General features: G+C 41.6%; 17 protein-coding genes and 2 rRNA genes (1 of these 19 only partly in view). All 19 read right to left on the bottom strand.

Annotated elements, in window-relative coordinates:
- Positions 1–1,095: ribosomal RNA gene (locus CEF19_RS10055) — 23S ribosomal RNA — on the bottom strand (it extends 1,843 nt beyond the left edge of the window).
- Positions 1,096–1,285: 190 nt separating this feature from the next.
- A 16S ribosomal RNA gene (locus CEF19_RS10050) occupies positions 1,286–2,838 on the bottom strand.
- The 16S and 23S rRNA genes sit together here, the layout of an rRNA operon.
- 421 nt (positions 2,839–3,259) lie before the next feature.
- A complete protein-coding gene (gene lysS / locus CEF19_RS10045) occupies positions 3,260–4,747 on the bottom strand; it encodes a lysine--tRNA ligase (protein WP_100405962.1) in 1,488 nt (495 codons plus the stop codon).
- A 122-nt stretch (positions 4,748–4,869) separates the two neighbouring features.
- A complete protein-coding gene (gene dusB / locus CEF19_RS10040) occupies positions 4,870–5,871 on the bottom strand; it encodes a tRNA dihydrouridine synthase DusB (RefSeq protein ID WP_100405961.1) in 1,002 nt (333 codons plus the stop codon).
- 31 nt (positions 5,872–5,902) lie between these two features.
- Positions 5,903–6,106 carry a helix-turn-helix domain-containing protein gene (locus CEF19_RS10035; protein WP_100405960.1) on the bottom strand — a complete coding sequence of 68 codons (204 nt, stop codon included), beginning with the start codon at positions 6,104–6,106 and terminating at the stop codon, positions 5,903–5,905.
- Positions 6,058–6,585: a 2-amino-4-hydroxy-6-hydroxymethyldihydropteridine diphosphokinase gene (gene folK, locus CEF19_RS10030; RefSeq protein ID WP_100405959.1), complete on the bottom strand. Its 528-nt coding sequence runs from the start codon at positions 6,583–6,585 to the stop codon at positions 6,058–6,060. The genes CEF19_RS10035 and folK overlap by 49 nt, the downstream gene beginning before the upstream one ends.
- A complete protein-coding gene (gene folB, locus CEF19_RS10025) occupies positions 6,585–6,944 on the bottom strand; it encodes a dihydroneopterin aldolase (protein WP_100405958.1) in 360 nt (119 codons plus the stop codon). Before folB ends, folK begins: the two co-directional genes overlap by 1 nt.
- Positions 6,937–7,755 (bottom strand): dihydropteroate synthase, encoded by an 819-nt coding sequence (gene folP / locus CEF19_RS10020; protein ID WP_157800927.1) that lies wholly within the window; start codon positions 7,753–7,755, stop codon positions 6,937–6,939. Before folP ends, folB begins: the two co-directional genes overlap by 8 nt.
- A gap of 4 nt (positions 7,756–7,759) precedes the next feature.
- Complete coding sequence (gene pabC / locus CEF19_RS10015) at positions 7,760–8,620, bottom strand: aminodeoxychorismate lyase (RefSeq protein ID WP_100405957.1); 861 nt, start codon at positions 8,618–8,620, stop codon at positions 7,760–7,762.
- Entirely contained in the window at positions 8,605–9,201 is a 597-nt protein-coding gene (pabA, locus tag CEF19_RS10010) for an aminodeoxychorismate/anthranilate synthase component II (protein ID WP_100405956.1), read from the bottom strand. Before pabA ends, pabC begins: the two co-directional genes overlap by 16 nt.
- 14 nt (positions 9,202–9,215) lie before the next feature.
- Positions 9,216–10,631 (bottom strand): aminodeoxychorismate synthase, component I, encoded by a 1,416-nt coding sequence (pabB, locus tag CEF19_RS10005; RefSeq protein ID WP_100408274.1) that lies wholly within the window; start codon positions 10,629–10,631, stop codon positions 9,216–9,218.
- A gap of 134 nt (positions 10,632–10,765) precedes the next feature.
- The gene (gene cysK / locus CEF19_RS10000; RefSeq protein WP_198510270.1) at positions 10,766–11,692 is read right to left on the bottom strand and encodes a cysteine synthase A; all 927 of its coding nucleotides are present in this window, start codon (positions 11,690–11,692) and stop codon (positions 10,766–10,768) included.
- Between the two features lie 99 nt (positions 11,693–11,791).
- On the bottom strand, positions 11,792–12,670 hold the full coding sequence (gene hslO, locus CEF19_RS09995; RefSeq protein WP_100405954.1) for an Hsp33 family molecular chaperone HslO: 879 nt from the start codon (positions 12,668–12,670) through the stop codon (positions 11,792–11,794).
- Position 12,671: 1 nt separating this feature from the next.
- Positions 12,672–13,451 carry a type III pantothenate kinase gene (locus tag CEF19_RS09990; protein WP_100405953.1) on the bottom strand — a complete coding sequence of 260 codons (780 nt, stop codon included), beginning with the start codon at positions 13,449–13,451 and terminating at the stop codon, positions 12,672–12,674.
- 84 nt (positions 13,452–13,535) lie between these two features.
- Positions 13,536–15,545: an ATP-dependent zinc metalloprotease FtsH gene (gene ftsH, locus CEF19_RS09985; RefSeq protein ID WP_100405952.1), complete on the bottom strand. Its 2,010-nt coding sequence runs from the start codon at positions 15,543–15,545 to the stop codon at positions 13,536–13,538.
- A gap of 69 nt (positions 15,546–15,614) precedes the next feature.
- Positions 15,615–16,154 carry a hypoxanthine phosphoribosyltransferase gene (hpt, locus tag CEF19_RS09980; RefSeq protein WP_198510364.1) on the bottom strand — a complete coding sequence of 180 codons (540 nt, stop codon included), beginning with the start codon at positions 16,152–16,154 and terminating at the stop codon, positions 15,615–15,617.
- 38 nt (positions 16,155–16,192) lie between these two features.
- Positions 16,193–17,593 (bottom strand): tRNA lysidine(34) synthetase TilS, encoded by a 1,401-nt coding sequence (gene tilS, locus CEF19_RS09975; RefSeq protein WP_100405950.1) that lies wholly within the window; start codon positions 17,591–17,593, stop codon positions 16,193–16,195.
- On the bottom strand, positions 17,574–18,023 hold the full coding sequence (locus tag CEF19_RS09970) for a threonine/serine exporter family protein (protein WP_100405949.1): 450 nt from the start codon (positions 18,021–18,023) through the stop codon (positions 17,574–17,576). The genes tilS and CEF19_RS09970 overlap by 20 nt, the downstream gene beginning before the upstream one ends.
- Positions 18,024–18,043: 20 nt before the next feature.
- On the bottom strand, positions 18,044–18,796 hold the full coding sequence (locus CEF19_RS09965) for a threonine/serine exporter family protein (protein ID WP_100405948.1): 753 nt from the start codon (positions 18,794–18,796) through the stop codon (positions 18,044–18,046).
- Positions 18,797–18,809 lie beyond the last annotated feature (13 nt).

Here is an 18,809-nt window from a genome sequence, read left to right as displayed (position 1 = left end):
GTCTGGGCAACTCCACATCCTTTTCCACTTAACGTATACTTTGGGACCTTAGCTGATGGTCTGGGCTGTTTCCCTCTTGACTACGGATCTTAGCACTCGCAGTCTGACTCCCGAGGATAAGTAATTGGCATTCGGAGTTTGACTGAATTCGGTAATCCTGTGGGGACCCCTAGTTCAATCAGTGCTCTACCTCCAATACTCTTACCTCGAGGCTAGCCCTAAAGCTATTTCGGGGAGAACCAGCTATTTCCGAGTTCGATTGGCATTTCACCCCTACCCACACCTCATCCCCGCACTTTTCAACGTGCGTGGGTTCGGGCCTCCATTCAGTGTTACCTGAACTTCACCCTGGACATGGGTAGATCACACGGTTTCGGGTCTACGACCACGTACTATGGCGCCCTATTCAGACTCGCTTTCGCTACGGCTCCGCCTTATCAGCTTAACCTTGCACGGGATCGTAACTCGCCGGTTCATTCTACAAAAGGCACGCTGTCACCCATTAACGGGCTCCAACTAGTTGTAGGCACACGGTTTCAGGATCTGTTTCACTCCCCTTCCGGGGTGCTTTTCACCTTTCCCTCACGGTACTGGTTCACTATCGGTCACTAGGGAGTATTTAGCCTTGGGAGATGGTCCTCCCGGATTCCGACGGGGTTTCACGTGTCCCGCCGTACTCAGGATCCGTCTCGGAGAGAAGGGCATTTCGGTTACAGGATTGTTACCTTCTATGATGGGCCTTTCCAGACCGCTTCACCTATGCTCTTCTTTTCTGACTCCGTATGAGACGTCCTACAACCCCAAGAGGCAAGCCTCTTGGTTTGGGCTGTTTCCGTTTCGCTCGCCGCTACTTAGGAAATCGCATTTGCTTTCTCTTCCTCTGGGTACTTAGATGTTTCAGTTCCCCAGGTCTGCCTCCTCGTATCCTATGTATTCAGATACGGGTATCATCCCATTACGGATGATGGGTTCCCCCATTCGGATATCCTCGGATCAAAGCTTACTTACAGCTCCCCGAGGCGTTTCGTCGTTCGTCACGTCCTTCTTCGGCTCCTAGTGCCAAGGCATTCACCGTGCGCCCTTTCTAACTTAACCAAATTAAAAAAGGTTTTTGTTTAATCGTCTCCGATTAAACATGAATTTTCTTGACTTTCATGTTTACATTTCATTATCTAGTTTTCAAAGAACTATCCTATAGAAAGAACAAAAGTTCCTTCAAAACTGAACAAAAGACCAAAGCGTATATGACCTACGTCATATATCGACTAGAGTAAAAACTCCATAGAAAGGAGGTGATCCAGCCGCACCTTCCGATACGGCTACCTTGTTACGACTTCACCCCAATCATCTGTCCCACCTTAGGCGGCTGGCTCCATAAAGGTTACCCCACCGACTTCGGGTGTTACAAACTCTCGTGGTGTGACGGGCGGTGTGTACAAGGCCCGGGAACGTATTCACCGCGGCATGCTGATCCGCGATTACTAGCAATTCCGGCTTCATGTAGGCGAGTTGCAGCCTACAATCCGAACTGAGAATGGCTTTCTGGGATTGGCTCCACCTCGCGGCTTCGCAACCCTTTGTACCATCCATTGTAGCACGTGTGTAGCCCAGGTCATAAGGGGCATGATGATTTGACGTCATCCCCACCTTCCTCCGGTTTATCACCGGCAGTCACCTTAGAGTGCCCAACTAAATGCTGGCAACTAAGGTCAAGGGTTGCGCTCGTTGCGGGACTTAACCCAACATCTCACGACACGAGCTGACGACAACCATGCACCACCTGTCACTTTGTCCCCCGAAGGGGAAAGCCCTATCTCTAGGGTGGTCAAAGGATGTCAAGACCTGGTAAGGTTCTTCGCGTTGCTTCGAATTAAACCACATGCTCCACTGCTTGTGCGGGCCCCCGTCAATTCCTTTGAGTTTCAGCCTTGCGGCCGTACTCCCCAGGCGGAGTGCTTAATGTGTTAACTTCGGCACTAAGGGCATCGAAACCCCTAACACCTAGCACTCATCGTTTACGGCGTGGACTACCAGGGTATCTAATCCTGTTTGCTCCCCACGCTTTCGCGCCTCAGCGTCAGTTACAGACCAGAGAGTCGCCTTCGCCACTGGTGTTCCTCCACATATCTACGCATTTCACCGCTACACGTGGAATTCCACTCTCCTCTTCTGTACTCAAGTCTCCCAGTTTCCAATGACCCTCCCCGGTTGAGCCGGGGGCTTTCACATCAGACTTAAAAGACCGCCTGCGCGCGCTTTACGCCCAATAATTCCGGACAACGCTTGCCACCTACGTATTACCGCGGCTGCTGGCACGTAGTTAGCCGTGGCTTTCTGGTTAGGTACCGTCAAGGTGCCGCCCTATTTGAACGACACTTGTTCTTCCCTAACAACAGAGCTTTACGATCCGAAAACCTTCATCACTCACGCGGCGTTGCTCCGTCAGACTTTCGTCCATTGCGGAAGATTCCCTACTGCTGCCTCCCGTAGGAGTCTGGGCCGTGTCTCAGTCCCAGTGTGGCCGATCACCCTCTCAGGTCGGCTACGCATCGTCGCCTTGGTAAGCCGTTACCTTACCAACTAGCTAATGCGCCGCGGGCCCATCCCTTAGTGATAGCCGGAGCCATCTTTGAGAACATGCGCATGAACGCTCGTTCTATCATCCGGTATTAGCACCGATTTCTCGATGTTATCCCGGTCTAAGGGGCAGGTTGCCCACGTGTTACTCACCCGTCCGCCGCTAACCTTTAGGAGCAAGCTCCTAAAGGTCCGCTCGACTTGCATGTATTAGGCACGCCGCCAGCGTTCGTCCTGAGCCAGGATCAAACTCTCCATAAAAGTGTTTGAGTTGTTTTACCAACAGGCTCAAAAATATCGCTAACGATATTACATAATAAATTGACGAGATTTGATTTATCGAAATAAAACAATCTCTATTTTTTCGCTTGGCTTTTGTTCAGTTTTCAAAGAACTATACTGTCGCTCGATGGCGACTTTATTAATATACCACAACTGATTTTTAGTGTCAATAACTTTTTTCTATCAACTCAATTGCGTCTGTCGTTGTTTTAGCGACAAGAAATAATATACCATGAATAAATTCTATTAGCAAGTACTATTTAAAAAATCTTTTTTGTTTTCTCCTTTTTTAATTATCCTCAGCTTCACTTAAAATTAAAGGATTCTTTCTACCGAAGCTCAAAAACCTAAATAAAAAAGCAAACACCGTTTCTAAAGATAACGGTGTTTGCTTTTATCTTTATTGATTACGCATTTGTGGGAATAATAATACATCACGAATTGACGGCGAGTTTGTGAGCAACATGACAAGACGGTCTATCCCTATCCCTAATCCACCCGTTGGGGGCATTCCGTATTCTAAAGACTCTACGAAATCTTCATCCATCATATGAGCTTCATCATCACCCTGCTCTCTTTCAACAAGCTGTTGTTCAAAGCGTTGACGCTGATCGATAGGATCATTTAGTTCAGAAAAGGCATTTGCATGCTCTCGTCCCACAATAAATAATTCAAATCGGTCTGTAAAGCGGCCATCGTCCGGGTTCTTTTTCGCTAAAGGCGAAATAGCTAAAGGATGTCCATATACAAAAGTAGGTTGAATTAATGTCTCCTCAACAAAATGCTCGAAGAACTCATTTACAACATGACCATATGTCATCGTATCTTTCACAGGAACCTTGTGTTTCTTTGCGAGATCACGCGCGTCTTCATCGCTCATTTCTGGCCAGAAATCTACTCCAGATTGCTCTTTAATCGCATCAACCATATGAACGCGTCTCCATTTAGGCTCAAGGTCAACTTGATATTCTCCATATGATATACTTGTTGAACCAATTACTTCTCGAGCGATATGAGCGACCAATTCTTCTGTAAGTTCCATAATGTCATTATAATCGGCATACGCTTCATATAATTCAATCATCGTAAACTCAGGATTATGGCGCGTAGAAACACCCTCGTTTCTAAAAACACGGCCAATTTCATAAACCTTCTCCAGTCCACCTACTATCAAACGCTTCAAATGAAGTTCAATGGCAATTCGCATAAAAAGCGTCATGTCGAGCGCGTTATGGTGAGTAATAAATGGACGTGCAGATGCTCCACCGGCAATTGAATGCATCGTTGGTGTTTCTACTTCTAAATATCCACGGTCATCTAAGTAGCGGCGCATCGATTGAAGAATCTTACTACGCAAAATGAATGTGTCTCTAACTTCTGGATTTACGATTAAATCAACATAACGCTGACGATAGCGTTGTTCGACATCTTTTAAACCATGGTATTTATCGGGAAGCGGACGCAATGATTTTGAAAGCAATTGAAAGTCTGTCGCTTTTACAGAAAGCTCTCCTACCTTTGTTTTAAACGCAACACCCGTCACACCAACTATATCTCCAATATCAATACTATCAAAAACTTCGTACCGCTCTTCTCCTACTCCATCTTGACGAACATAGATTTGAACCTGTCCTGTTAAATCTTGAATATGAGCGAAACCAGCCTTTCCTTTACCACGCTTTGTCATAATTCTACCAGCGATGGTAACCTCCTGTTTAGTTTCTTCTAGCGCCTCCTTTGAAAGCTCCTCAAACGCTACTTCCATTGAAACCGCAGAATGTGTACGTACAAATTTCCCTCCAAACGGGTCCAGTCCTTTTTCTTGTAACTGATTAAGCTTTTCCCTGCGAACCGCTAATAAATCATTAAATTCATGCTCCTGGCTCATCGCCTTCTCATCTCCTCATCTAAATTATCTATGTAATAACCTATTATGTACAAAAACTGCCAGTGACACACTGGCAGTACCTTTAATCTCAAGTCGCATTATATTCAAGTCTCTTCTAAAAGTCAAACAACATTAACCTCTTCATTCATTTTTGCCTCAAGCTCTTCAACGAAAGCGTACATCGACTTAGCAACATCATCTCTCGTTTCGAAGCTATTGATTTTATCACGAACACGTCCGTTTCCACGCAAACCTTTTAAATACCAAGCAGCATGCTTTCTCATTTCACGAACAGCTACATTCTCACCCTTTAAATCAATTAAACGTTCTAAATGAATCATACATACATCAATTTTTTCCCTTGCTGTTGGTTCAGGAGCTAGCTCGCCATTTTGAAGATATTGAATTGTACGATAGAGCATCCATGGGTTTCCTAATGCTGCTCGACCAATCATTACTCCGTCAACACCTACCTCATCAAGCATACGTCGTGCATCTTGAGGCGTAGTCACATCACCATTCCCGATAACAGGGATATTGACCGCTTGTTTTACTTCTCTTATAATATCCCAATTGGCGACCCCTTCATACATTTGAACACGAGTACGTCCATGAACAGCGACCGCACTACCACCTGCGCGTTCTACAGCAAGTGCATTTTCAACTGCATAAACGTGATCCTCATCCCAACCAATCCGCATTTTAACGGTTACTGGTTTATCGACAGCATCAACAGTTGCTGCCACCATTTCGTAAATTTTGTTTGGATCGAGTAACCATCTTGCCCCCGCATCACACTTTGTAATTTTCGGTACTGGGCAACCCATATTAATATCAATAATATCAGCGTTCGTATTCTTATCTACAAACTTTGCCGCTTCTACTAATGTTTCCTTTTCTCCCCCAAAAATTTGTAAGCTGAGCGGTTTTTCTCTTTCATCAACATAAAGCATACTTAACGACTTTTCGTTTCCTTGTAAAATCGCTTTATCACTTACCATTTCTGCACAAACTAATCCAGCCCCAAATTCTTTCGCTATTAACCGAAACGCTGGATTACATACACCTGCCATTGGGGCTAGAACAACTTGGTTTTTCATTTCAATATTACCTATTTTCAACATTTCTTTTCACCTCCATACCTTCGCATCTAATTTATTTATAAGTCATTTCATTTCTTGATACCTTTAATACATTTGTAATTCGATCAATAAGATGATCATCCGGATCGCGAACTCCTCTTTCAATTTCACCCAATACAGATACTGACACACCAATTGCCTTGGCAAACCCTTCTTGGGTATAGCCTTTTAATTTCCGGAAGGCTCTAATCCTTCTCCCCCAATTACTGGCCTCCATATCTCTACACCTTCTTTATCTGGTATTTCCTTATATACCTCTTGAATCGTTTTATCCAAAGTTGCCACAAAAAGCTTCGGATTCAACTCGATTAAAGGAACAACGACAAATGCACGTTCCCACATGCGGGGATGGGGGATGCATAGGTTCTCCATCTCCATATTCTCTTCATCATAGAGGAGAATGTCAAGGTCTAATGTTCTTGGCCCCCATCTTACATCTCTTATTCTCCCACATTCCGCCTCGATTTTTTGGACTTCTTCCAGTAATTTCTCAGGGGAAAGTGTTGTCTTCACATTAACCACCATGTTTAAAAATGACTGCTGATCGATATAGCCAACGGGTTCTGTTTCATAAATCGAAGAACGGGATACGAATTCTATTTGGTCATGATTTAATAACTGATTAATTGCTTGCTCTAGGTAAGAAGAACGATCTCCAATATTTGATCCTAACGCTAGATATACATTATGCTTCATTATCTTGACCTCGTAATCTCAACTGCAACGGATCGGTAATGCCCAGGAATAGGTGGGTCGGGTTTTACAACTTTTATCGTACATTGTGTTAATTGATTGTAATTGGCTAGTAACGCGGCTGCAATTCTCTCTGCAACAGCTTCAACAAGTTTATAAGGCTTGCCCTCAACAATCTCCTTCACCCTATTATAAACATCCCCATAATTAATCGTTTTCTCTAAATTATCGTCTTGACCAGCCTGTTGTAGCTCAAGCTCTAGAGTCACATCCACATAAAATCGTTGACCAAGTTTAGTTTCTTCTTTAAAAACACCATGATATCCGAAAAATGCCATTTCATTTAAATATATTTTATCCATACACGGGTGCTCCTTTTCCAAGCATCGTATCCATCATTTTCGCCATGCGACACATCTCTTTTACATCATGAACACGTACGATGCTACAACCTTTTGTAATACCTAAACAAACAGTGGCCCCTGTTCCTTCAACACGGTCATCTACCGGTAAGTCTAAAGCTTTGGCAATAAAAGACTTTCTAGATGTTCCTAGCAAGACAGGATAGCCGATTTCAACAATTTCATCAAGCCGTCTCATCACTTCAAGGTTATGTGCATACGTTTTAGCAAACCCAATCCCGGGATCTAAGATTATTTTTTCTTTTTTTACCCCTTGTTCTAGACAAAGATTAATACTTTCTTGTAAATCCAATTTCATATCAGTTAACAAATCGTGATAATGGCGATTATCGCGATTATGCATCAAAATAATTGGAGCATCGTATTGAGCAGCAATCTCCGCCATGTTTGGGTCTGCCTTTGCCCCCCAAACATCGTTAATGTAGGTCGCGCCTGCATTTAGTGCTTGTTTTGCGACTTCTGCTTTATACGTGTCGATAGAAATTGGCACACTCACCGCTTGGGATACCGCTTGAATAACTGGAATGACTCTTTCTAATTCTTCTGCCTCGTCAACCTTTTCGGCCCCTGGCCGCGTTGATTCACCGCCAATATCAATGATACCAGCTCCTTCTTCAACCATCCTTTTCGCATGTTGGACCGCTGCTTCTAATTCCGTAAAACTTCCACCATCAGAAAAAGAATTTGGAGTGACATTCAAAATCCCCATAATAACCGTCTGGTGAGACTTTCCAAATTGCATTTTATTCATTTCCTCACTCCTTTCTTAACTCATCCTTACTCATCAACATCTTTCTAGCTTGTTTATAAGCTCCCTGTAAGTAAGTTATTACAGGTCTATCCTCTGAAAATAAAACATCGTCACAAGCTGTTAGGGAGATAATCTCTTGAATGGAATTTGTCACGAACGCCTCATCTGCTTCAAAAAGCACTTCTTTTTTATAAAGCCCTTCCTGATAACGTATCCCTTCCCTTTTTAATAAGGCCAACACAAATTGTCGAGTTACTCCATTTAGGATCCCTGTTTCGAGTGATGGAGTATAAACCACCCCATTTTTCACCCAGAAAAGGTTAGATACAATTCCTTCAGCTAAATCTCCTTTTTCTGTTAAAAACAATCCTTCTATATCTAAACGATCCCCAATTTCTCGCTTAGCTAGTACATTATTTAAATAATGATGCGATTTAAGGCGCTCACTTCCCTCAGGTGTGTTACGAGGAATACGAAGTATTTTTGCCTTCTTAGAGGTTTCCATCCTCTTTGGTAATGGTTTCATGTAAACAATTGTAGTTGGTTTGTCGTAAATACCCGTATAGAGACCAACATCCCCATATCCTGCCGAAACATTCCATCTTACGTAAGCATCTTGCAATTCATTTTTTTCTAATAATCCACCTAAAATAGCAAGAGTTTCTGATTTAGTCATTGACCAATGAATAGCAAGATGTTGAAGACCGTCTTCCAAACGGCGAAAATGGTCATCCATAAGGAATGGATGACCGTCATATATACGAAAAGTTTCAAATAAGCCTAATCCGTACATATAGCCGTGATCAAACACAGAGATTTTCGCATGCTCAGCAAGAACAAAGCTGCCATCTATATAGATGTACATGGGGGTTGTTCCTTCTTGTAGGTATCAAGAAAATTACGTAGTAGCTGCTTACCCGCATCTGTCATAATTGATTCCGGGTGAAACTGAACACCCTCTACCGCAAGTTCACGATGCCGAAGGGCCATAATTTCTCCTTCTTCTGTTTCTGCGGTAATCTCTAAACAGTCAGGAAATGTATCACGCTTAACAATTAATGAATGATACCGCGTTGCCGTAAATGGTGACACAATCCCTGCGAAAACGGTTTGCTGATTATGGTTTATAGCAGAGGTTTTCCCATGCATTAATCGATCGGCTCGAATAACGTCACCACCAAACACTTGAGCAATTGATTGGTGTCCTAAACAAACACCGAATATAGGAATCTTCCCTGCAAAGTGTTTGATCGCTTCTAAACTTATCCCTGCCTCATTTGGGCTACAAGGGCCAGGTGATATCATTAAATAATCTGGATTCATCACTTCAATTTCTTGAATTGTTATTTGGTCATTGCGTTTAACAACGAGCTCATGTCCCATTTCACCTAAATATTGAACAAGGTTATACGTAAAAGAATCATAGTTATCAATCATCAGAATCATTTTGCTCTTCCTCCTCAGCTCAGCTGGACTTTTTTTTGTGCAATCTCTTCTTCACTCAACTCAAGCGCACGCCATAAGGCTTTTGCTTTTTTCAATGACTCTTTGTATTCATAGCGAGGATTCGAGTCAATGACAATCCCTGCACCTGCTTGAACATAAGCATATTCATCCTTGCAAACCATCGTTCGAATTGCAATATTCAACTCCATTTCGTCGTTAAACCCAATCCAGCCGATAGAACCAGTATAAACCCCTCTTCTCACAGGTTCGAGTTCTTCAATAATCTCCATCGTTCGGACCTTTGGAGCCCCTGTAATAGTCCCGCCAGGAAACGTGGCACGAATGATATCATATAAATCTACATCGTCTCTAATCACCCCTTGAACATTAGAAACAATATGCATGACATGTGAATACTTCTCGATAACCATTAGCTCGTTTACACCAACAGTCCCATACTTACACACTCGACCTAAGTCATTGCGCTCCAAATCTACCATCATAATATGCTCTGCTCGTTCCTTTTCATTTTCGATAAGCGTTGCTGCCAATACAGCATCCTCAGTTTCATTCTTACCTCTTGAACGAGTCCCAGCAATAGGTCTTGTACTTACTTCGGATCCTTGTTTTTTCACAAGCAATTCCGGAGAAGCACTCACAAATTGAAATTCTGGTGTATGCAGATAACTCATATATGGTGAAGGATTCAGTCTTCTTAGAACATCATACACATGAAAAGGATCGGTTTTCATTTTTTTTGACTGACGGACTGATAAATTAACTTGAAACACATCGCCAGCTTGGATATAACCACGAATTTTTTCAACCGCTTCACCAAAGGCTTGCTCACTTAATGAAGACGTCAAGTGCTGCTCGCCTTCAAAAGGACTCCCCGTCCAATCGAAATGGGCATTTACTTCATTCCACATCTTTTCATGATCAATAAGGCGCTTTTGGATAGCATCTTCCGTTCCTTTTTCTCCATGGACAATGATCCACATCTTCTCTTTTTTGTGCTCATAAATAAAGACATCGTGAAAAAGCATGAAATATAAATCTGGTAAGTTTAAATCATCTTCTGCATCTGATGGAATTTTTTCGATTTCTCGAACGATATCATAGCTTAGGTAACCAATGGCTCCCCCTTGAAAAGGAGGTAATTCAGGAATAGATTCACTTTGATATTCCTTCATCACTTCTTTCATTAAAGTTAGAAGAGATCCCGTTTTCGTATACTTTTGATTGTCGATTTCAACGGTTAGCTTGTCTCCCTTACCTTCAATAACTGCAAAAGGATGTAAACCAATAATACTATATGTTCCACCACGTCCACTTTCCAAGAGAATGTGTCTAGGGTGATTAACGGCCAATTGCTTATAACGAGCAAACCAATCTTCCGCTTTCATCGTAAATGATTTAGCCTTGCTCATCCAGCTTTTCTGTTTTTGTTTTAGTTGCAAGGGCTTCACTCCCGTTTATTCCTTTTTATCTATTCTACATGACATCGAAAAAGAAGAAAAGCAGTCCTAATCAATTAGGACTGCTTAAAAATTTTAATAACTCATTAATCTTCAAAGTTATAAAGTGGTGTGCTTAGGTAACGCTCACCATTTGAAGGAATAATCGCAACGACTTTCTTACCAGCTCCAAGCTTTTCAGCTAATTGAAGAGCCGCAAAGATGGCCGCACCAGACGAGATACCCCCTAGTATTCCTTCTTCTTTTGCTGCACGACGCGCATAATCAAATGCTTCCTCAGTTGTTACTTGGATAACTTCATCATATACTTTTGTGTCTAAAATTTTCGGTACAAAGCCAGCACCAATTCCTTGAATTTTATGTGGACCAGGATTTCCTCCAGATAAGATCGGTGAATCTTTAGGCTCAACTGCAGCGATTTGAAGATTCGGGAAATGTTCTTTTAAGAAACCTCCAGCACCTGTAATCGTACCACCTGTACCAATACCTGATACAAAACCGTCTAATTGCCCCTCGGCTTGCTCTAGAAGTTCCTTACCTGTTGTTTCACGATGAATTGCAGGGTTTGCTTCATTCTCAAATTGTTGAGGCATAAAGTAACCTTCTTCTTCAGCTAAAGCAGTAGCTTTACGAATTGCTCCACCCATACCTTCTGGACCTGGTGTTAAAACAAGATCAGCACCATATGCGCGAAGTAAGTTACGACGCTCTAAACTCATTGTTTCAGGCATAACAAGCTTTGCTTTGTATCCTTTTGCTGCAGCAACCATTGCAAGACCGATACCTGTATTGCCGCTTGTCGGCTCAACGATTGTATCACCTGGCTTGATTTTACCAGCCTTTTCTGCTGCTTCGATCATGGCTAAGCCAATACGATCCTTAACACTACTACCTGGGTTCATGTACTCAAGCTTCAAATAGACATCAGCATGCTTTTCAGAAACAAGACGATTAAGCTTTACTAGTGGCGTTTGCCCAATTAAATCCGTAATTGAATTTACAACTTTCATCATTCGGCCTCCTAATTCCAAGTAACTTTATTGGTTTTATTAAATTTATGATAACAAACGTTTTTATATCCGTCAATTGATAGATTATCATTTTACCATTTTTTATTTTGATTCAGTATAAAGCTCTTCCAAGTCATCAGCAGAGAATTGGTATACTTCGTTACAGAAGTTACAACGTGTTTCTGCCCCACCATCTTTCTCGACCATATCTCTAATTTCCTCTTTACCTAAGCTAATAATTGCATTGGCCACTCGTTGCTTTGAACAATTACATGAAAAGGAAATCGGCATCTTATCAAGGATCTTGAAATTACCATCGCCAAGTAGTGCATTTAGCATCTCTTCTGGTGGCATGCCGGCTTCAACCATTTTTGAAACAGGTGGAATGGATTTTAAGCGATTTTCGATCTCCTCAATAATCGCCTCGTCAGCTCCAGGCATTAATTGAATAACGAAGCCTCCTGCTGCAAGAATTGAATTATCTGGGTTAACTAGAACGCCTACACCTACAGATGAAGGAGTCTGTTCCGATGAAGCAAAATAATAGGTAAAGTCTTCGCCTAATTCGCCCGATACAAGTGGTACACTACCTGTAAAATTATCTCTCATCCCAATATCTTTAACCACTGATAAATATCCATCAGTGCCCACTGCCCTGGCAACATCCAGCTTTCCTTGCGCATTTAAATCAAAATGAGTTTGTGGGTTGCTGACATAACCCCTTGTTTCACCTTTTGTATTGCTATCAATAATTATTGCACCTATGGGTCCTTTCCCTTCTATCTTTACCGTTACCTTAGCATCCCCTTTTGACATTGTCGCTATCATGGTGCTTGCCATCATCGCTCGTCCAAGTGCTGCAGATGCTGTCGGCCAGGTCCCTTGGCGCCGAACAGCTTCATTGACCATATCAGTGGCTACTAGAGCATACGCCCGCACTTTCCCTTCAAATCCAGTCGATTTTATTAAATAATCGCCCATTTTATCTCTCCTTCACCTTAGCATTTTTTTCGTAAATCATTTGAAGTCCTTTCAATGTTAGAAAGCGGTCGACTACATCAATTGAGGATGCTTCTTCTGCAATAAGCGTAGCCAGCCCCCCTGTTGCGATAACAGTCGGATTTGAGGAGGCTTGCTCCTTTAGACGAGTGACAATACCATCAACTTGTCCAACATATCCATAGAATATCCCTGCTTGCATCGCATGAATTGTGTTTTTCCCCAATACGTTTATAGGCTTAGCAATTTCAATACGCGGAAGCTTAGAGGCCCTTGTATAAAGTGCTTCCGTGGAAATTGAGATCCCAGGTGCGATAGCGCCACCTAAATATTGTTGCTTTTCATCGATATAGCAATAGGTTGTTGCTGTTCCAAAGTCGACAATGATAAGCGGACTTCCATATAAATGAATGCCAGCTACAGCATTAACAATTCTGTCAGCACCAACCTCTCTAGGATTTTCATACTTAATATTTAGACCTGTTTTAATTCCAGGCCCAATAATCATCGGCTGTAACTGAAAATATTTTTTGCACATTTGTTCTAATGAAAACATAATGGGGGGGACCACTGAAGAAATAATAATACCTTCCACATTATCAAAACTAAGCTTTTCGTGATCAAAAAACGTTTTGACCACCATCGCATATTCATCCTCTGTTTTCTGACGGCTTGTCGCCATCCTCCAATGATGAAGAAGCTCTTTTCCTTCGTAAACACCTAAAACAATATTTGTGTTCCCAACATCTATTACTAAAATCATTCCAAATCGCAACCTTTATGTCTTGGTATGGACAATCGAGTAGAAAAAAGAGGATGTCAATTGCGGACATCCTCTCCATGTTCATTAGTCATTCTTCTTTGGATCTTCCTTAGTCGATGAATCCTCAGAGATTGATTCTTCCGAAGGTTGTTCAGGCTTATCAGAATCTGTAGGTTTTTCATCTTTTTTAGAATGAATATTAACCTTCATATCTGATTCCTGGCCATCATCCTTCTGCTTATGAGCATTTGTATGATGATTGTCCGGAAGCTTTCCTTCATTTATTAAGGACTTAATTTGTTCTGCATCAAGCGTTTCAAGCTTAAGTAACGTTTCAGCTACTAAGTCTAAACTCGCTTTATTTTCTGTAATGATTTCCTTACAACGCACATAGCACTCTTTAATAATTCGTTGAACTTCAAGGTCAATTTCATATGCAATGGCGTCACTATAATTTTGTTCGTTTTGAATGTCGCGTCCAAGAAATACTTGCCCGCCTGATCCTGATATAAATTGCATCGGTCCGAGCTTCTCGCTCATTCCGTACTCAGTAACCATTTTCCGTGCAATTCCTGTTGCACGTTGGAAATCGTTATGAGCACCTGTACTAACCTCTCCGAATTGTACTTCCTCAGCCACACGTCCCCCGAGCAAACCAATAATTTTATCAAGAAGCTCTGGCTCCGTCATGAAGTAACGGTCTTCTTTTGGAAGCATGACCGCATATCCACCAGCCATTCCTCGAGGTACAATAGTAACCTTATGTACCATATCTGCATTCTCAAGCTTAACTCCAACCACAGTATGACCTGCTTCATGCCAAGCAACTATATTCTTTTCTTTCGGAGAAATCACGCGGCTTTTCTTAGCCGGTCCAGCAATGACCCGATCAATCGCCTCTTCAATATGAATCATACTAATTTTCTTATTGTCTTGTCTCGCTGCGATTAAAGCAGCCTCATTCAATAAGTTTTCAAGATCAGCCCCAGAAAATCCAGGTGTTCTTGTAGCAATTGTTTCTAAATCAACATCGTCATTTAACGGTTTGTTCTGAGCATGTACCTTTAGAACATCACGACGACCATTCACATCAGGACGATTCACTTGAATTTGACGGTCAAAACGTCCCGGACGTAACAAGGCAGGATCTAGTATATCGGCGCGGTTTGTAGCGGCAATAATAATAATCCCTTCATTGGCACTAAAGCCATCCATCTCAACGAGTAACTGATTTAACGTTTGCTCACGCTCATCATGCCCCCCACCAAGACCGGCCCCACGTTGCCGACCGACAGCATCAATTTCATCAATAAAAATGATACAAGGTGCATTCTTCTTAGCATTTTCAAATAAATCACGAACACGCGATGCCCCAACCCCGACAAACATTTCAACGAAGTCTGAACCACTGATTGAGAAAAATGGTACGCCTGCTTCACCAGAAACTGCTCGCGCAAGCAACGTTTTACCTGTTCCAGGAGGACCTACAAGAAGAACCCCTTTAGGTATACGTGCACCAATAGCAGAGAACTTCCGAGGGTCTTTTAAGAATTCAACAACCTCAATAAGTTCTTGCTTCTCCTCATCTGCACCAGCGACATCTTTGAATTTCGCTTTCTTCTTATCATCACTGACCATTTTCGCCTTTGATTTACCAAAATTCATTACGCGGCTACCGCCACCTTGAGCTTGGCTCAGTAAGAAGAAAAAGAGTATGAAAATAATAATAAACGGAATAATCGATGTAAAAAAGGTGACCCAACCACTTGCTTCATCTGCACCTTCAACTTCAAGGTCAAGACCAGCGGTATTTTGAGCGGTAGCGAGTAATTCAGCCGTTTGCTCACTTCTCAATAACCTAGTTTGGAACCCTTCGTCATTTTCCTGATTAGTAAATTGCCCAGTAACTAAATAAACTTGTCGATCAGGCTTTACGGTCAGGGAACGAACGTCACCTTGCTCCAAGCGTTCAATAAATTGACTGAACGTAACTTCTTCGGTTTGTGTTTGATCTGAACTAAATACACTCACAATCCCAATTATGACTAAAAATATAAGTAAGTAGAATATTGTATTACGAAATATCCGATTCATTCTTGACCTCCTCCCACGTGCAACAAAGCTTTGTTTATCGTATCACATCTGTTCTTTTGTTCACAAATATTAGCTCTCATAGATTTCAGGTTTTAGTACACCGATATAAGGCAAATTTCGATATCGTTCCGCAAAATCAAGACCATACCCTACAACAAAAGCATCAGGAACAACAAAACCAGTGATATCCGGTACTAAATCGACCTTTCTTCCCTCTGGCTTATCAAGCAGTGTAACGACTTTTACAGAACTTGCTTTTCGGTAATGAAACAATTTTATAAGATAACTAAGCGTTAACCCACTATCGATAATATCCTCAACAATAATTACGTGCCTACCTTCAACAGATGTATCTAAATCCTTCAAAATCTTCACTTCACCAGAGGTAACCATTCCTTTTCCATAACTTGAAACGTCCATGAAGTCCATTTCAATATGAGTGTCGATTCGCTTCACCAAATCCGACATAAAAGGCATAGCTCCTTTTAAAACACCAATAACTAGCGGAAAACGATTTTCGTACTCATCTGTTATATGTTTTCCTAAATCTCTTACTTTCGCTTGTAATTCTTCTTCAGTAATAAGAATTTCTTTTATCTCGTCCCTCATCAAGTTAGTGTACCCCTCCTGTTTTTACAAATCATACGTTATTTCTTTACATTTGAATTAGGTATAAATGATAGTATGAGTTTTTTTCGTATTTGTAAATCATCATCGAACGTTCGTACTTTCTGAAGCATAGGTACCCAAAGAATTTCACCATTACCACTAACGACTATCGGCCAGACATCTCTCAAATGCTTACTTACTTTTTTGTCAATAAACAAGCGACTAAGCTTCTTTGTCCCCATTATTCCTTGGATTGCGATCCGGTCACCTTCCCGTTTTTGACGAGTCAACAATGGTAACACAATCTCATGGGCATCGAGAATGAGTAATTGTTCATTCTCTTCGAATGTTTCTTCATCCGCGTAGTATGCTTTAATAACACCTAAGGCAGTTTCAATTTCTCCGGGAACGGAGAGACGTCTTTCCTCTTCGGACAGTTTCATTCTCTTTTCATTTGTAAAATGACAAAGCTGATAATCTCTCCAGACAAAAAGGTCACCCGTTAAATGAACCTCATTAGAAGGTGCATCAGTATGAATCAACTCAAGAAGCTGTTCAATATGTATAGATGTAATAATTGGTGAATTTTTCCCTGTAATATACTTTAATATTAGATGAATCAATCTTCTTTGTAAAGGGACGCTTACTTTCATAAAAGCCTCTCTTGAAATTGTTATCAATTGTTCACTTTTTTCAAGAGAAATAGATGAGAGCGTTTTTTCAGCTAACTCCATTAAAAACTGTTGATCTTCTTCCAACCATTCACTATAACGTTGTATATGGTGATGTACTTGCTTATTTTCCTTTTTCATAAACGGCAGCATATGAAAGCGGAAGCGATTTCGCGTATAGTGATGAGACTGGTTGCTTGAGTCTTGGCGAGGATTTATCTGTTCTTCTTTACAATAGTGCTCAATTTCTTGTTTGGTTATTCCTAAAAATGGACGAATAATGACACTTGTTCCTATTTTTCTTTTCACACTAATTCCTGATAAATGAAAAGGAATTGATCCGCGAATTAACTTCATCATCACTGTTTCTACTTGGTCATCTCCATGGTGACCTGTAGCAATATATCTTTTTGGCGTTTCTGACAATAAAGAATCAAACCACCGGTATCTAAGAAGTCTCCCTGCTGCCTGAATATTCATTCGCTCGCTTTTGGCATACCCTCTGACATCTAACTTAGTCCGAAAAAGGGGAATGGCTAAATTTCTACAAAAAGCTTCAATATATTCTTCATCCTCATCGGCCTCAGTCTCTCTCAATTGATGATGAGCGTGAGCTGCATAGACATCAATTTGATACATCTTACGTGCTTCCCAAAGGTAATGGAGCAATGCCATAGAGTCAGGGCCTCCTGAAATGGCAACAATGACTGTTTCTCCTCCATTAAAAAGCCGATGTTTCTTAATAAATTTATGAACGGCCTGTTTCATAACGCTGTCCAATTCCTCCTTTACCGAAAGAGAAGATCGATAATGCAAAAACAAGGCCAGCTGCAATGGCTCCTGCTTGAAGCATCGTCTCAATCCCTAACTGCAAACCAAGTAGATAGTCCCCATCAACAAACGCTCGCATTGTAAAATATGCCCGGCTTCCAGGCACGAGCGGAATAATTCCAGGCACACTAAACGTAGTTACTGGAACACGGTACCACTTAGCAAGAAGGTGGGAACATGTTGCACTGACAATTGATGCAACCGCTGTTGCAAAAACCACCGTAATCCCCAAGCCTGGTAATGTTGAATAAAGAAACCAAGCTATTGTACCGACTAGCCCCCCTAACCAAACAACTCGCTTTGGGACATTAAAAATGACACCAAATGCCACAGTGGCCATAAAACAAAATACTAATTCTATTACCATAATATCCCCCTTTATGAACTCTATAGTAGGAGTGCAATAGCTAAGGCAATCCCTGTCGCTATCGAAAGTGCTGTAATAATTGCTTCAGCCCCTCGGCTAACTCCAGCGAGTAAATCTCCTGACATAAGGTCACGAACAGCATTAGTAAGGGGAATACCAGGCACTAGTGGCATTAGTGTACCTATAATTACTTGGTCCAAATTCTCTCCAATGCCTAGTAAGACAAGACAAATGGCAACTACGCCACCCAAAAAAGCAGACATAAATTCTGCAAAAAACTTTACCTTCATATATTCCTGCAACTTTACTACACACCAACTTGCGGAAAACCCTGCAATAAAGGCTGGGATGGTATCCATAAGTCCTCCCCCAAACAAAAAGGAAAATGCTCCACCCGCTATACCAGAGCAAAAGTGCAGAAGAAGGGCTGAATAATTAAAGGGCGCCCTCATAATTGCCTGCAATTGGCTTAACGCTTCTTCAGCGTCGATAAACCCACTTACATATTCTCGTGATAATTGATTAACGAGCGTCACTTTATTTAAATCTTGCATCCTGTCATCGACTCGAATCATTTGCATTAAATCTTGATCGTCTTCTCCTTCAAATGAGAGAAAGATACCTGTTGTCGTTACAAAGCTATGGACGTTTTTGAAATTTGAAGCCTTTGCCATCCGTTCAAGTGTTTCTTCTACACGGTAGGTTTCAGCTCCATACGTAAGCATAATTTCGCCTGCTAGCATGCAAATATCCATCATTCGATTTGCATTCATGTAAGGGCCCCCA

The organism is Bacillus solitudinis (assembly GCF_002797395.1).
Taxonomy (GTDB): domain Bacteria; phylum Bacillota; class Bacilli; order Bacillales; family Bacillaceae_D; genus Halalkalibacter_A; species Halalkalibacter_A solitudinis.
The sequence above is the reverse complement of the archived record's forward strand: the minus strand, read 5'-3'. Positions and strand labels throughout refer to the sequence as shown.